We start from the raw sequence: 14,507 nt of genomic DNA on the forward strand, positions 1-14,507 counted from the left end.
TCGTGCACGCTTTCCCACGCAGCACCACATCGACGCCGACGGTGGTCGCGGTTCCACCACAACTCGCCCTCCCGGTGATCGAGGCCGAGTTTCCCCGGCAACTGCACCCGTATTGGCCGCGGCTCCAGGAGAAGACCCGCCTCTGGCTGCTGGAAAAACGGCTGATGCCGGCGGACAAGGTGCAGGAATATGCCGACGGCCTGTGCTACACCGACCTCATGGCGGGGTACTACCTGGGCGCGTCCGAGGAGGTCATCCAGGCGATATGCGACTACAGCGCCTGGTTCTTCGTCTGGGACGACCGGCACGACCGTGACGTGGTGCACGGCCGGTCGAACGACTGGCGGCGGCTGAGGTTCCGGCTGCACGCGGCCCTCGACGCCCCATTGCACCATCTGCACCACCCGGACACCCTGGTCGCGGGATTCGCGGACAGCGTCGCGCGGCTCTACTCGTTTCTGCCCACCACCTGGAACGAGCGGTTCGCCCGGCACTTCCACGACGTGATCGAGGCCTACCACCGCGAGTTCCGCAACCGCACCACGGGTCACGTTCCCGGGGTCGAGGAATACCTCGCGCTACGGCGTCTCACCTTCGCCCACTGGATATGGACGGACCTGCTGGAGCCGAGTGCCGGACTCGAACTCCCGGACTCCGTGCGCAAAAACCCGGCCTACCGCCGGCCGGCGCTGCTGAGCCAGGAATTCGCCGCCTGGTACAACGACCTCTGCTCGCTGCCGAAGGAGATGGCGGGCGACGAGGTGCACAATCTCGGAATCAGTCTCGTCACCCATGAGGGAATGAGTCTGGAGCAGGCGATCGAAGAAGTCAGGCGACGCGTCGAGGAATGCATTCGCGAATTCCTGGCCGCCGAGCGGGACGCACTTCGTTTCGCCGGACAGCTCGACGACGGCACCGTCCACGGAAAGGAGCTCGGTGCCGCGGTCCTGGCCTGTGTCGCCAATATGCGGAACTGGTTCAGCTCCGTCTACTGGTTCCACCACGAATCAGGCCGTTACACGGTCGACAGCTGGGACGACCGGTCCACGCCCCCGTACGTCAACAACGAAACGGCAGGTGAGAAATGACCGTCGAGTCCGTGGAGCCCGCGACCCCCGGGGCCCTTCAAGCCAGTGAACTGCGTGAACCGCCCCTGGCCGGCGGCGGTGTGCCGATGCTCGGGCACGGCTGGAAGCTGGTCCGCGACCCGCTGGCCTTCATGTCCCGGCTGCGCGAGCACGGCGACATGGTGCGCCTCAGGCTGGGCCCCAAGGAGGTGTACGCCGTCACCACCCCGGCGCTCACCGGCGCCCTGGCCCTCAGCCCCGACTTCATCATCGCCGGGCCCCTGTGGGAGTCCCTGGAGGGGCTGCTCGGCAAGGAGGGCGTGGCCACCGCCAACGGACCCCGCCACCGGCGCCAGCGGCGCACGATCCAGCCCGCGTTCAACCTCACCGCGATCCCGCACTACGGGCCGGTCATGGAGGAGGAGGCGCACGCCCTGACCGAGCGCTGGCGGCCCGGCGACACCGTCGACTGCACCTCGGAGTCGTTCCGGGTCGCCGTCCGCATCGCCGCCCGCTGCCTGCTGCGCGGCGAGTACATGGACGAGCGCGCCGAACGCCTCAGCGTCGACCTCGCGAGCGTCTTCCGCGGTATGTACCGGCGGATGGTCGTCCCGCTCGGCCCGCTGTACCGGTTGCCGCTGCCTGCCAACCGGGAATTCAACCGGGCCCTGGCCGATTTGCATCTCCTCGTCGACGAGATCGTCACCGAGCGCCGGGCATCTGGTCAAAAGCCGGACGATTTGCTGACGGCATTGCTCGAAGCGAAGGACGAGAATGGCGAGCCCATCGGGGAACAGGAGATCCACGACCAGGTCGTCGCGATACTCACCCCCGGAAGTGAAACAGTCGCCTCCACGATCATGTGGTTGCTCCAGGTCCTCGCCGAACACCCGGAACACGCCGAGAAGGTACGGGCCGAGGTGCAATCCGTGACGGGCGGTCAACCGGTCGGTTTTGCGCATGTCCGCCGGCTCACCCACACCAACAATGTCGTCGTCGAGGCCATGCGTTTGCGGCCCGCCGTATGGATATTGACGCGGCGGGCCACGACCGACACCGAGCTCGGCGGCTATCGCATTCCGGCCGGGGCCGACATCGTCTACAGCCCCTACGCCGTCCAGCGCGATGCGCACTCGTACCCCGCGCACCTCGACTTCGACCCGGACCGCTGGCTGCCGGAGCGGGCCAAGGAGGTGCCGAAGTACGCCATGAGCCCCTTCAGCGTCGGCAACCGCAAGTGCCCGAGCGATCACTTCTCCATGGCGCAACTGACGCTGATCACCGCAACGTTGTGCGCGAAGTACCGCTTCGAACAGGTCCCCGGGTCGGACGACGCCACCCGGGTGGGCATCACCCTGCGTCCCCAGCGCCTGCTGCTCACGCCGGTGCCCTGGTGACCCGCCGCTCCTGATACCGGCGCGCGCTCGGGCGGGCGCCGGTATCAGGCGGCGGCCTGCGGGCCCCGGAAGGCGCGCCGGTAGGCGTTCGGGGTGGTGCCCAGCGACTTCATGAACTGGTGGCGCAGCGCGGCCGCGGTACCGAAGCCGGTACGGCCCGCGATGGCGTCCATCGTCTCGTCCGTGCCCTCCAGCAACTCCTGGGCCAGCAGCACCCGTTGCCGCAGGATCCAGCGGTACGGCGTGGTGCCGGTCTCCTGCTGGAAGCGGCGGGCGAAGGTCCGCGGGGCCATCAGGGCGCGGGCGGCGAGCTGTTCGACGGTGACCTCCTCGTCGAGGTGCTCCGTCATCCAGGCCAGCACCGGGCCGACCGTGTCGCACGGCCCCTGTGGCAGCGGGCGCTCGATGAACTGGGCCTGGCCGCCGTCCCGGTGCGGCGGCACCACCATCCGCCGGGCGATCTTCCCGGCGACCTCCGGACCCTGCTCCTTGCGGACGATGTGCAGACAGGCGTCGATCCCGGCGGCGGTGCCCGCCGAGGTGATCACCGGATCCTCGTCGACGTACAGCACGTCCGGCTCGACCCGGGTGCGCGGATACCGGCGGCCCAACAGCTCCGCGTGCCGCCAGTGCACGGCGCACCGGCGCCCGTCCAGCAGCCCGGCGGCGCCCAGCACGAAGACACCCGAGCAGACGCTGAGCACCCTGGCGCCCCGCTCCACCGCCCGGCGCAGCGCGTCGAGCAGGTCGGGCGGGTAGTCCCGGGTGACGTTGGCGTCGGAGGCCGGGACCGCGATCAGATCGGCCTCCTCCAACCGGTCCAGGCCGTACGGCGTGCTGACGGTGAGACCGGGGACATGGGTGCCGAGCGCCGGGCCCTCGGCCGAGACCACCGCGAAGTCGTACACCGGCAGTCCCTCGTCGGAGCGGTCGAGACCGAAGATCTCGCAGACCACCCCGAGCTCGAAGGGATGCACGCCGTCCAGGAGCACCGCCGCCACGTTCTTCAGCATGCTGCCAGTGTGCCGCGCCGCTGGCAGTAATTCGAGGGTTCCTGGCAGTGCTGCCACTCACGGTAAGGAGCATCCGGCGCGACAGTGGTGTCCATGAACGGAAACCAGATCGAAGGTCTCGTCGGAATGCTCCTGGTCCTCGGCATCCTGGTCCTCATGGCCCTCCCGTCCGTGCTCGGCGTCCTGCGCGACAGGCGCGTCGACCGGCAGATCAGGGAGGCCCACGAGGACCGCGGGGAGCGGTGGCCTCAGAAGTCCTCGTCCAGGTCGACCGTGCCCTCGACCGCCACCTGGTACGCGGACGGACGCCGCTCGAAGAAGTTCGTCAGCTCCTGAACGCCCTGCAGCTCCATGAAGGAGAACGGGTTCTCCGAGCCGTACACCGGGGCGAAGCCGAGGCGGCCGAGGCGCTGGTCGGCGACGCACTCCAGGTACTGGCGCATCGAGTCGGTGTTCATGCCCGGCAGGCCGTCACCGCACAGGTCACGGGCGAACTGCAGCTCCGCCTCGACGGCCTCCCGCAGCATGTCGGTGACCTGCTCCCGCAGTTCGTCGTCGAAGAGCTCCGGCTCCTCCTTGCGGACCGTGTCGACCACGTCGAACGCGAAGCTCATGTGCATCGTCTCGTCGCGGAACACCCAGTTGGTGCCCGTGGCGAGACCGTGCAGCAGACCCCGGCTGCGGAACCAGTAGACGTACGCGAAGGCGCCGTAGAAGAACAGGCCCTCGATGCACGCGGCGAAGCAGATCAGGTTGAGCAGGAAACGCCGGCGGTCGGCCTTGGACTCCAGCCGGTCCAGGTTCTCCACCGAGTCCATCCACTTGAAGCAGAACTCCGCCTTCTCCCGGATCGAGGGGATGTTCTCGACCGCCGCGAAGGCCGCCGCGCGGTCCTCCGGGTCGGGCAGGTAGGTGTCGAGGAGCGTCAGGTAGAACTGGACGTGCACGGCCTCCTCGAAGAGCTGCCGGCTCAGGTAGAGCCGCGCCTCGGGGGAGTTGATGTGCTTGTAGAGCGTCAGCACCAGGTTGTTCGCCACGATCGAGTCGCCGGTCGCGAAGAAGGCGACCAGCCGGCCGATGAGGTGCTGCTCGGACGGGCTGAGCTTCGCGAGGTCGGCGACGTCCGAGTGGAGGTCGACCTCCTCCACCGTCCAGGTGTTCTTGATGGCGTCCCGGTAGCGCTCGTAGAAGTCCGGGTAGCGCATCGGGCGGAGCGTGAGCTCGAAGCCGGGGTCGAGAAGGTTCTTGGTGGACATCACTGGCAGGCCTCGCAGGACTCGGGGTTTTCCAGGGAGCAGGCGACGGCGTCCTCGGGGGCCGTCGCCTGGACGGGCACGGCGGCCCGGGCGGCGCGGGCGATCCGGGTCGCCGGGCGCGAACGCAGGTAGTACGTCGTCTTCAGCCCGGACTTCCAGGCGTACGCGTACATCGAGGAGAGCTTGCCGATGGTCGGCGTCTCCAGGAACAGGTTCAGGGACTGGGCCTGGTCCAGGTACGGCGTGCGGGCGGCGGCCATGTCGATCAGGCCGCGCTGCGGGATCTCCCACGCCGTGCGGTACAGGCGTCGTACCTCCTCGGGGATCCAGGCGAAGCCCTGCACCGAGCCGTTCGCCTCGCGCAGCGCCTCCCGGGTCCGGGCGTCCCAGACGCCCAGGTCCTTCAGCTCCCGCACCAGGTACGAGTTGACCTGGAGGAACTCACCCGACAGCGTCTCGCGCTTGAACAGGTTCGAGACCTGCGGCTCGATGCACTCGTAGACGCCCGCGATCGAGGCGATGGTCGCGGTGGGCGCGATGGCCAGGAGCAGGCTGTTGCGCATCCCGGTCTCGGCGATCCGCGCGCGCAGCGCCGCCCAGCGCTCCGGCCAGGTGAACTCGACGCCGTAGTGGTCGGGGTGCAGCACGCCCCGCGCGGTGCGGGTCTTCTCCCAGGCGGGCAGCGGTCCGTTGCGCTCGGCGAGGTCGGCGGAGGCCTCGTACGCGGCGAGCATGATCCGCTCGGCGATCCGGGTGGACAGGGCCTTGGCCTCGGGGGAGTCGAAGGGCAGCCGCAGCTTGAAGAAGACGTCCTGGAGACCCATGGCGCCCAGGCCCACCGGCCGCCACCGGGCGTTGGACCGGCCCGCCTGCTCGGTCGGGTAGAAGTTGATGTCGACGACCCGGTCCAGGAAGGTCACCGCGGTGCGGACCGTCCCGTCCAGCCGCTCCCAGTCGATGTCGCCGGTCGCCGGGTCGACGAAGGCCCCGAGGTTGACGGACCCCAGGTTGCAGACCGCCGTCTCGCCGTCGTCGGTGACCTCCAGGATCTCCGTGCAGAGGTTGGAGGAGTGCACGACGTGGCCGGGGGTCGCCGTCTGGTTGGCGGTGCGGTTGGCCGCGTCCTTGAAGGTCATCCAGCCGTTGCCGGTCTGCGCGAGGGTGCGCATCATCCGGCCGTACAGGTCACGGGCCGGGATGGTCCGCTGCGCGAGTCCGGCGGCCTCGGCCCTGCGGTAGGCGGCGTCGAACTCCGCGCCCCACAGGTCCACCAGCTCCGGCACGTCGGCGGGGGAGAACAGGGACCACGGTTCGTCGGCGTTCACCCGGCGCATGAACTCGTCCGGGATCCAGTGCGCGAGGTTGAGGTTGTGCGTACGGCGGGCGTCCTCACCGGTGTTGTCGCGCAGCTCCAGGAACTCCTCGATGTCGGAGTGCCAGGTCTCCAGGTAGACCGCGGCGGCGCCCTTGCGCCGGCCGCCCTGGTTCACGGCGGCGACCGAGGCGTCCAGGGTCTTCAGGAACGGCACGATGCCGTTGGAGTGCCCGTTGGTGCCGCGGATCAGCGAACCGCGGCCGCGGATGCGGGAGTACGACAGCCCGATGCCGCCGGCGTGCTTGGAGAGCCGGGCGACCTGGTGGTAGCGGTCGTAGATGGAGTCCAGCTCGTCCTTCGGGGAGTCGAGGAGGTAGCAGGACGACATCTGGGGGTGCCGGGTGCCGGAGTTGAAGAGGGTGGGGGAGGACGGGAGGTAGTCGAGGCGGCTCATGAGCCCGTAGAGCGCGGCGACCTCGTCCAGGGCGCGGGAGGTGTTGTCCTCGGCCAGTCCCGCGGCGACCCGGAGCATGAAGTGCTGCGGGGTCTCGACGACCTTGCGCGTGATCGGGTGCCGGAGCAGGTAGCGGCTGTGCAGGGTGCGCAGGCCGAAGTAGCCGAAGCGGTCGTCGGCGGCGGGGTCGACCAGTGCGTCCAGGCGCGCCGCGTGCAGCCGCGCGAACTCCGCGGTGCGGTCGGCGATGAGGCCCTCGCGGTGCCCCACCGCGACGGACTCGGTGAAGGACGTCACGCCCTGCGAGGCGGCCTCGTCCCGGATGGACACGGTGAGCAGGCGGGCCGCCAGCCGCGAGTAGGCGGGGTCCTCGGAGATCAGACCGGCGGCGGCCTCGGTGGCCAGCTCGCGCAACTCCGACTCGTCGGCCCGCGCGGACCGGCCGCGCAGCGCGGCGGCGGCGACCCGGCCGGGGTCGGTGTCGGGGAGGTCGGCGGTCAGCTCGGTCAGGATCCGCAGCAGGGCCGTTCCGGGACCGTCGGACTCCGGGACGGTCGTGGTCGCTGAAGCCGGTTCGGCTGGCGCGATGGTCACGTGGGGCTCTCCCTCGCTCGGCACGGGGCCTGGCGGAGGGCAGCGGGCAGCGCGAGCGCGCGAGGGCGCGCGTCGGAGACCCTGGCCCACTCCACGAGGCCCGGACGTCAGAACGCCCTGACCGGGTTGGCCGGGCGTGCTGTCGGCAGGTCCTCGGACTGACTCTCGTGCACGGATGCGCACAAGTACACCGTTGCGGGACAGTTCCGGATTCGCACCGGATTCCCCTGCGGCGACAGCGAGCATGAGCATACATCTAGTGCCGGGTCGTCACGTCACCCCCAGATGTTGTGTCGCGCCGGTGTCAGAGTGTCAACTCGTAGGTGAGGAGAGTGACGTCGTCCAGGTGCGGCACGGGATTCCAGTCCCGGTCCGGTGTGCGGACGAAGCCGAGACGTTCGTAGAGCCGGTGGGCGGTGTGCATGCTCCGCTGGCTCGACAGGACGACGGCCGTGCAGCCCTCCGTGGCCCGCGCCCGCTCGACGCACGCGCGCACGAGGGCCTCGCCGGCACCCTGGCCGCGGGCTTCGTGCGCGACCGCGAGCGCTCTGATCTCGGCCTCGCCGGGGCGGGCGATGTCGGCGACCGGGCCGGGCCCGGGGACGAAGGTGACGCCGCCGAGGAGGCGGTCCCCCCGCACGGCGACGAGCACCTCCGCGGCCGCGGCCCGGCCGGCCACGTCCTTCAGCACGGGCAGGTACTCGTCACCCTCGCCGTAGTCGAGGAGACCGTCCAGGAGATAGGCCCGTGCGGTGATGTCGCCGAGAGGTGCGTGTTCGGTGGGGTGCGCCGGCCGGATGACGATGTCCATGCGGGGGAGTATGTACGACAGCGGGCCGCCGAGGGGTGCTCTCGGCGGCCCGCTGCGCGGTGTACGGGTTGCTCGCGCGGCGCTCTAGTGGGCGCTTCCCGCGACGGCCGGGGGGAGTTCGACCTCCACGCCCGGGTCGCCCGCGTCCGCCGTGTAGTCCTCCGCCTTCGTCTCGTCGATGCCCTCCGGGGCCTTCAGGGCGCGCAGGGCGAAGGTCAGGACCACCGTCACCACCACGTTCAGCACGAACGCCGTGAGGCCGATGTAGCCGATCTCGCCGATGCCCGGGATCTCCTTGGCCGAGCCGCCGAAGTGCTTCTGGGTGGGGGAGGCGACGCCGTACGCCGCGGCCGTGCCGTAGACCATGCCGACCGCCCAGCCCGCGAGCAGGGCCCAGCGGTGGAACCAGCGGGTGAACAGGCCGCCCACCAGTGCCGGGAAGGTCTGCAGGATCCAGATGCCGCCCAGCAGCTGGAAGTTGATGGCGACCGTCTTGTCCATCGTGAGGACGAAGACCAGCGCGCCCACCTTCACCAGCAGGGACACCAGCTTGGAGACCTGGGCCTCCTGCTTCGGCGTGGCGTCCGGCTTGATGAAGTCCCGGTAGATGTTGCGGGTGAAGAGGTTCGCGGCCGCGATGGACATGATGGCCGCCGGGACCAGGGCGCCGATGCCGATCGCCGCGAAGGCCACGCCCGCGAACCAGTCCGGGAACATGTTCTCGAACAGCTGCGGGATCGCCAGCTGGCCGTTGGTGACCTTGACGCCGGCCGCGACGGCCATGAAGCCGAGCAGCGCCAGCAGGCCCAGCATCAGGGAGTACAGCGGCAGGATCGTGGTGTTGCGGCGGATCACGTCACGGCTCTTGGAGGAGAGCGTCGCCGTGATCGAGTGCGGGTACATGAACAGGGCGAGCGCGGAGCCCAACGCCAGTGTGGCGTACGTCCACTGGCCCGCCTCCGGCGGCGCCAGCGCGCCGCGCGGCTTGCCGGTCGCCGGATTGGTCTGGGCGAACGCGTGGGCCGCCTTGGCGAAGACGTCGTCGAAGCCGCCCAGCTTGATCGGGATGTAGATGATCGCCACCGCGATGACGAGGTAGATCAGCCCGTCCTTCACGAACGCGATGAGCGCGGGGGCGCGCAGGCCGGAGGAGTAGGTGTAGGCCGCCAGCACACCGAAGGCGATGAGCAGCGGCAGGTCCTTGACGAACCAGTTGGTGCCGTCGCCGCCGCCGACGCCCATCACGTCGAGCACCGCCTGGATGCCGACGAGTTGCAGGGCGATGTACGGCATCGTCGCCAGGATGCCGGTCAGCGCCACGGCCAGCGAGAGGCCCTTGGAGCCGAACCGGCCGCGCACGAAGTCCGAGGTCGTCACGTAGCCGTGCTTGTGGGAGACCGACCACAGGCGCGGCAGGAACGTGAAGATCAGCGGGTAGACCAGGATCGTGTACGGCACGGCGAAGAAGCCGGCCGCGCCCGCCGCGTAGATCGCCGCGGGTACGGCGACGAAGGTGTACGCCGTGTAGAGGTCGCCGCCCAGCAGGAACCAGGTGACCCAGGTCCCGAACGACCGGCCGCCCAGGCCCCATTCGTCGAGGCTGTGCTCGTTCTCGGCCTTGCGCCAGCGCGCGGCCAGGAATCCCATGACCGTGACGGCCAGGAAGAAGAAGACGAAGACGCCGAGCGCGACGCCGTTCACACCGTCCTTCACCGCTGCGCACCCCCGCTCGTGCGACCCGCCTTGCGGGCGCGCTGGTCACGCTGCCACAGCTGGTACGCGGTCATGGTGAGCGCGGTGGAGATCAGCACCCACAGCATCTGGTACCAGTAGAAGAACGGGATCCCGATGAACGTCGGGTCTGTCCTGGCGTAGGAGCCCACCCACAGCATCGCCACGAAGGGCGCGACGAGGCAGACGGCGATGACCACGCGTACAGGTGTCACCACCGGCTGCCTCACTTCAGGTACATCCGACATACCGCGGCTCCGTCCCCTCACCGTTCGCCTGTGTAATGCGCAGGCAATCTAGGTCACGGCGTCACCGGAGCGGAAGTAGCCGTCCGGCCTCTCGGTATGTCGATTCCGTGAAGGGTCGTGCCGGTCGGTCCGGTGAAGGGTCGTGCCGGTCGGTCCGGTGAAGGGTCGTGCCGGTCGGTCCGGTGAAGGGTCGTGCCGGTCGGTTCGGTGAAGGGGGCGCCGGTCAGTCCTGTGGGCGCTTGAGGCGGGCCACGAACTTGTAGCGGTCGCCGCGGTAGACCGACCGCACCCACTCCACCGGCTGGCCCTCGCGGTCCAGGGAGTGCCGGGAGAGCATCAGCATCGGCAGGCCGACGTCGGTGCCGAGCAGGCCTGCCTCGCGGGGGGTCGCCAGCGAGGTCTCGATGGTCTCCTCGGCCTCCGCGAGACGGACGTCGTACACCTCGGCGAGGGCGGTGTACAGGGACGTGTACTTGACGAGGGAGCGGCGCAGGGCCGGGAAGCGCTTCGCGCTCAGGTGCGTGGTCTCGATCGCCATCGGCTCGCCGTTGGCCATGCGCAGCCGCTCGATGCGCAGCACCCGGCCGCCCGCGCTTATGTCGAGCAGGCCGGCCAGCCGGTCGTCGGCCGTGATGTAGCCGATGTCCAGCAGTTGCGAGGTCGGCTCCAGACCCTGGGCGCGCATGTCCTCGGTGTACGAGGTGAGCTGGAGCGCCTGGGAGACCTTCGGCTTGGCGACGAAGGTGCCCTTGCCCTGGATGCGTTCGAGACGGCCCTCGACGACCAGTTCCTGGAGGGCCTGGCGGACGGTGGTGCGGGAGGTGTCGAACTCGGCGGCCAGGGTGCGCTCGGGCGGGACCGGGGTGCCGGGTGCCTGGGTCTCGGTGATGTCGAGGAGGTGCTTCTTCAGGCGGTAGTACTTGGGCACGCGCGCGGTACGGACGGCTGTCCCGCTCTCGTTCTCCGCACTGCTGACGTCGGTGCTCATGCTCCGCCTTCCCGGCTCCTGATGCGGCTCGCCTCGTGGCACGGCAGCGTACCGGGATTCGCCCCGCACGCTGCGTGATCCCTTCTGTATACCGTCGCGGGCCCTTCTGGTCTAGTCCACCACTCGAGTGGTCTACCGGAATTGTCTCGTCCGCGCCGCGGGTTTTCGAGGGCTTCTTACTTAAAGGTTCTTGCATATATAGGTCGCATAACGGCTGGTGGGAGCCCATTCGGCCACCCTTGACACGCCTGGTGGTCTGGGCCAAGCTTCCCGCACTGGTCTACACCATTGGTCCAGGTCCCGGCCCAACGCTCGCGCGGGGAGGCAGGGGGGTTTGTGGCATCCCTGAGGAGGGTGGCGTGAAGCGCAAGCTGATAGCCGCGATGGGTATCGCGGGCATGGTCTTCTCCGTAGCGGCGTGTGGCAGTGACAACAAGGGCGACGGCAAGTCCCAGGGCGCGGACGCCAAGGAACTGACCGTCTGGCTCACGGTGGACGCGCAGAACAACTGGCCGGAGCTGGTGAAGGCCGCCGACGCCGCCGTACAGAAGAAGCACCCCGGCATCAAGATCAAGCACGAGTACTACGGCTGGCCCGACAAGAACACCAAGCTGGACGCCGTCCTCGCCACGGACAAGGCCCCCGACGTGGTGGAGATGGGCAACACCGAGATGCTCGGCTACATGGTCAAGGGTGCCTTCGCCCCCGTCGACGCCGCCCAGTTCAGCAACTCCGGCCAGTGGCTGGACGGCCTCAAGGCCTCGGTGACCTACGACGGCAAGACCTACGGCGTGCCCTACTACGCCGGTGGCCGCGTCGCCAACTGGCGCAAGGACATCGCCGCCTCGGCCGGCATCAAGACCACCCCGAAGACCTACACCGAGCTGACCGCCGACCTGGACAAGATCCAGAAGAAGGAGGGCGACAAGTTCAGCGCCTGGTACCAGCCCACCCGCGACTGGTACGCGGCCATGTCCTTCGTCTACGACGCGGGCGGCTCCATCGCCGTGCAGTCCGGCGGCCAGTGGAAGGGCAACCTCTCCTCCCCGGAGTCCCTCAAGGGCCTCGACGAGTTCAAGAACGTCATCGACAAGTACATGCACGGTGACAAGACCAAGGACGAGTCCGACCGGTACATCGTCTACGGCCAGGGCAAGTCGGCGATGATCTTCGGCGCGGCCTGGGAGGGCGCCACCGCGGCCGACCCGAAGAACGACAAGACCGGCGGCAAGCTGAAGGACGACCTCGTCAACTTCGTGATGCCCGGCCCGTCCGGCAAGAACATGCCGGTCTTCCTGGGCGGCTCCGACCTCGCCATCCCGGTGAAGTCCAAGGCCCAGGGCGTCGCCGCCGAGTGGATCAACGCGTTCACCGGTCCCGCCGGCCAGAAGGGCCTGATGGGCAAGGGCAACCTGCCCAACAACAAGACCGACCTCGCGACGCTGAAGAACGACCCGGCGACCGCGGTGCCCGCCGAGGCGGCCGCGTCCAACTGGTTCGTGCCGATGGCGCCGGGCTGGGGGCAGGTCGAGAAGGCCCAGGTCCTGCAGAACATGCTGCAGAACATCGGGACCGGCAAGCAGTCGGTTCAGGAGGCCGCCAAGGCCGCGGACGCCGCGATCGACAAGGTCATCAACACCAAGTAGTCGGCCTGCGGCCGGGCCTGGGCGACGGGGTCCAGGCTCGGCCGGTGGGCGAGATCAGAAAGTGCCGCGTCGGGGTGTGGGGTCGCTGCGGGCCGGTGGGGGTTGATCGCGCAGTTCCCCGCGCCCCTGAAGGGGCGCTTCACCTGACGTTTCTCGAACTGCTAGGAGCGCGCGATGAGTGCCGTTGACACGACCACACCCCCCAAGGTGCCGGCACCCCCACCGGAGCCCTTGAAGAGACCCCGCGCGAACCGGCGTTCCGGCGGGCCCGCCGTCCCCTGGCTGCTGCTGGCGCCCTGCCTCGCCGTTCTCGCGCTCGTCCTCGGCTACCCCTTCTACCGGCTGGTCACCCTCTCCTTCCAGGAGTTCGGGCAGTCCCAGCTGTGGGGGTTCAAGCCCGCCGAGTGGGTCGGCCTCGGGAACTTCTCCCAGGTCCTCGGCGACACCGAGTTCTGGCAGGTCGTGCTGCGCACGATCGTCTTCGCGGTCGGCTGCGTGGTCTTCACCATGGTCGTCGGCATGCTCATCGCCCTGCTGCTGCAGAAGGTCTCCGGCTGGGTGAAGACCCTGGTCAACATCGTGCTCGTGGCCAGCTGGGGCATGCCGGTCATCGTCGCCACCACGCTCTTCAAGTGGCTCTTCGACTCGGACTACGGCATCCTCAACGCCCTGCTCAGCAAGGTCCCGGGCGTGCAGATGATCGGCCACAACTGGTTCGCCAGCGGCCCCCAGGGACTGGCCGTGATCATGCTGCTGGTCGTCTGGGGCGCGGTGCCCTTCGTGGTCATCACGCTGAGCGCGGGCCTCACCCAGGTCCCCAAGGAACTCGAGGAGGCGGCCCGCCTCGACGGCGCCGGCGCCTGGGGCGTCTTCCGCTACGTCACCCTGCCCGTCCTCAAACCGATCATCGTGATGCTCACGACGCTCTCGGTCATCTGGGACATGGGTGTCTTCCCGCAGGTGTTCGTGATGCGCGGCGGCCACCCCGAACCCGAGTTCCAGCTGCTGACCACCTACTCCTACGACCGTGCCTTCGTGGTCAACGACTACGGACAGGGCTCCGCGATCGCCCTGCTCACCGTGCTCCTCCTGCTCGGTGTCGTCGCCGTGTACATGCGCCAGATGCTGAAGATCGGAGAGGTCGAATGAGCACCGTCGCCACCCCTCGCAAGGGGTCCCGCTGGGGCTGGAACATCCTCGGCCTCCTCGTCTTCGTCATCGCCGGCTTCCCCGTCTACTGGATGCTCAACACGGCGTTCAAGCCCGCGAAGGACGCCATCGACCCGGACCCGAGCCTGCTGCCCACCGGCATCACCCTGTCCAACTTCCGCCGCGCGCTGGACATCGCCGACTTCTGGGGACCGGTGGGCCGCAGCCTCGTCGTCTCGCTCTCCGTCGTCGCGATCGGCATGGTCATCGGCCTGCTCGCCGCCCTCGCCATCTCCCGGTTCGCCTTCCGCGGCCGCAAGATCGTGATCGTCGGCATCCTCGCGGTCCAGATGGTCCCGCTGGTCGCCATGATCATCCCGGTCTTCCTGCTCCTCAACGACCTGGACCAGTACGACAAGCTCAGCGGCCTGATCATCACCTACCTGACCTTCATCCTGCCGTTCACGGTGTGGACCCTGCGCGGCTTCATCGTCAACATCCCGAAGGAGCTGGAGGAGGCCGCCATGGTCGACGGCTGCTCCCGCACCGGCGCCTTCATCCGCGTGGTCTTCCCCCTCCTCGCCCCCGGCATGGTCGCCACCTCGGTCTACGCCTTCATCCAGGCCTGGAACGAGTACCTGTACGCCCTGATGCTGCTCAGCCAGGAGCACCAGACCGCGACCGTCTGGCTCGCCAACTTCACCACCAAGCACGGCACCGAATACGCCCCGATGATGGCCGGCTCCACCATGATGGCCGTGCCGATCGTCGCCCTCTTCCTCCTCGTCCAGCGCAAGATGGCCGCGGGCCTCACCGCGGGCGCCGTGAAGGGATAACC

13 protein-coding genes and 1 riboswitch are annotated in these 14,507 nt (G+C 68.9%); of the genes, 6 read left to right on the forward strand and 7 right to left on the reverse strand.

The genetic code is table 11. The features are described from left to right. Positions 1–2: 2 nt before the first annotated feature. Positions 3–1,088, forward strand: coding sequence for an epi-isozizaene synthase (cyc1, locus tag AB0958_RS01760; protein ID WP_366888288.1), 1,086 nt, complete (start codon positions 3–5; stop codon positions 1,086–1,088). Further along, positions 1,085–2,464: a cytochrome P450 gene (locus tag AB0958_RS01765; protein ID WP_366888289.1), complete on the forward strand. Its 1,380-nt coding sequence runs from the start codon at positions 1,085–1,087 to the stop codon at positions 2,462–2,464. Before cyc1 ends, AB0958_RS01765 begins: the two co-directional genes overlap by 4 nt. 44 nt (positions 2,465–2,508) lie before the next feature. Here the strand turns inward: AB0958_RS01765 and AB0958_RS01770 are convergent, their stop codons facing one another. Next, a complete protein-coding gene (locus AB0958_RS01770; protein ID WP_366888290.1) occupies positions 2,509–3,477 on the reverse strand; it encodes a helix-turn-helix domain-containing protein in 969 nt (322 codons plus the stop codon). 93 nt (positions 3,478–3,570) lie between these two features. Between AB0958_RS01770 and AB0958_RS01775 the strand changes: the two genes are divergently transcribed. Then, positions 3,571–3,813 carry a hypothetical protein gene (locus AB0958_RS01775; RefSeq protein WP_366888291.1) on the forward strand — a complete coding sequence of 81 codons (243 nt, stop codon included), beginning with the start codon at positions 3,571–3,573 and terminating at the stop codon, positions 3,811–3,813. Here the strand turns inward: AB0958_RS01775 and AB0958_RS01780 are convergent. The 6 genes from AB0958_RS01780 to AB0958_RS01805 all read right to left on the reverse strand — a co-directional run bounded on the left by AB0958_RS01780 (position 3,726) and on the right by AB0958_RS01805 (position 10,874). Continuing rightward, complete coding sequence (locus AB0958_RS01780; protein WP_366888292.1) at positions 3,726–4,733, reverse strand: ribonucleotide-diphosphate reductase subunit beta; 1,008 nt, start codon at positions 4,731–4,733, stop codon at positions 3,726–3,728. The two genes, AB0958_RS01775 and AB0958_RS01780, sit on opposite strands and share 88 nt — an antisense overlap. Then, complete coding sequence (locus AB0958_RS01785; protein ID WP_366888293.1) at positions 4,733–7,096, reverse strand: ribonucleoside-diphosphate reductase subunit alpha; 2,364 nt, start codon at positions 7,094–7,096, stop codon at positions 4,733–4,735. Before AB0958_RS01785 ends, AB0958_RS01780 begins: the two co-directional genes overlap by 1 nt. A 148-nt stretch (positions 7,097–7,244) precedes the next feature. After that, positions 7,245–7,323: riboswitch (cobalamin riboswitch) on the reverse strand. Positions 7,324–7,400: 77 nt separating this feature from the next. After that, positions 7,401–7,907, reverse strand: a complete 507-nt coding sequence (locus tag AB0958_RS01790) for a GNAT family N-acetyltransferase (protein WP_366888294.1) — start codon at positions 7,905–7,907, stop codon at positions 7,401–7,403. An 84-nt stretch (positions 7,908–7,991) separates the two neighbouring features. Beyond that, entirely contained in the window at positions 7,992–9,620 is a 1,629-nt protein-coding gene (mctP, locus tag AB0958_RS01795) for a monocarboxylate uptake permease MctP (protein ID WP_366888295.1), read from the reverse strand. After that, positions 9,617–9,886: a DUF3311 domain-containing protein gene (locus AB0958_RS01800; protein ID WP_366888296.1), complete on the reverse strand. Its 270-nt coding sequence runs from the start codon at positions 9,884–9,886 to the stop codon at positions 9,617–9,619. Before AB0958_RS01800 ends, mctP begins: the two co-directional genes overlap by 4 nt. 223 nt (positions 9,887–10,109) lie before the next feature. Next, complete coding sequence (locus tag AB0958_RS01805) at positions 10,110–10,874, reverse strand: GntR family transcriptional regulator (RefSeq protein WP_132888780.1); 765 nt, start codon at positions 10,872–10,874, stop codon at positions 10,110–10,112. Positions 10,875–11,233: 359 nt separating this feature from the next. On the opposite strand from AB0958_RS01805, the gene AB0958_RS01810 reads away from it, so the two are divergent. The 3 genes from AB0958_RS01810 (at position 11,234) to AB0958_RS01820 (ending at position 14,505) form a co-directional block, all read left to right on the forward strand. After that, a complete protein-coding gene (locus tag AB0958_RS01810; RefSeq protein ID WP_366888297.1) occupies positions 11,234–12,520 on the forward strand; it encodes an extracellular solute-binding protein in 1,287 nt (428 codons plus the stop codon). Between the two features lie 174 nt (positions 12,521–12,694). Next, positions 12,695–13,669 (forward strand): sugar ABC transporter permease, encoded by a 975-nt coding sequence (locus AB0958_RS01815; RefSeq protein ID WP_366888298.1) that lies wholly within the window; start codon positions 12,695–12,697, stop codon positions 13,667–13,669. Next, positions 13,666–14,505 (forward strand): carbohydrate ABC transporter permease, encoded by an 840-nt coding sequence (locus tag AB0958_RS01820; RefSeq protein WP_366888299.1) that lies wholly within the window; start codon positions 13,666–13,668, stop codon positions 14,503–14,505. The genes AB0958_RS01815 and AB0958_RS01820 overlap by 4 nt, the downstream gene beginning before the upstream one ends. Positions 14,506–14,507 lie beyond the last annotated feature (2 nt).

The organism is Streptomyces sp. NPDC006655 (assembly GCF_040703965.1).
Taxonomy (GTDB): Bacteria; Actinomycetota; Actinomycetes; order Streptomycetales; family Streptomycetaceae; genus Streptomyces.

Coding starts and splice junctions, on each gene's coding strand:
- AB0958_RS01765 (WP_366888289.1), top strand. CDS start 1,085: ATGACCGTCGAGTCCGTGGAGCCCGCGACCCCCGGGGCCCTTCAAGCC.
- AB0958_RS01770 (WP_366888290.1), bottom strand. CDS start 3,477: ATGCTGAAGAACGTGGCGGCGGTGCTCCTGGACGGCGTGCATCCCTTC.
- AB0958_RS01775 (WP_366888291.1), top strand. CDS start 3,571: ATGAACGGAAACCAGATCGAAGGTCTCGTCGGAATGCTCCTGGTCCTC.
- AB0958_RS01780 (WP_366888292.1), bottom strand. CDS start 4,733: ATGTCCACCAAGAACCTTCTCGACCCCGGCTTCGAGCTCACGCTCCGC.
- AB0958_RS01790 (WP_366888294.1), bottom strand. CDS start 7,907: ATGGACATCGTCATCCGGCCGGCGCACCCCACCGAACACGCACCTCTC.
- AB0958_RS01800 (WP_366888296.1), bottom strand. CDS start 9,886: ATGTCGGATGTACCTGAAGTGAGGCAGCCGGTGGTGACACCTGTACGC.
- AB0958_RS01805 (WP_132888780.1), bottom strand. CDS start 10,874: ATGAGCACCGACGTCAGCAGTGCGGAGAACGAGAGCGGGACAGCCGTC.
- AB0958_RS01815 (WP_366888298.1), top strand. CDS start 12,695: ATGAGTGCCGTTGACACGACCACACCCCCCAAGGTGCCGGCACCCCCA.
- AB0958_RS01820 (WP_366888299.1), top strand. CDS start 13,666: ATGAGCACCGTCGCCACCCCTCGCAAGGGGTCCCGCTGGGGCTGGAAC.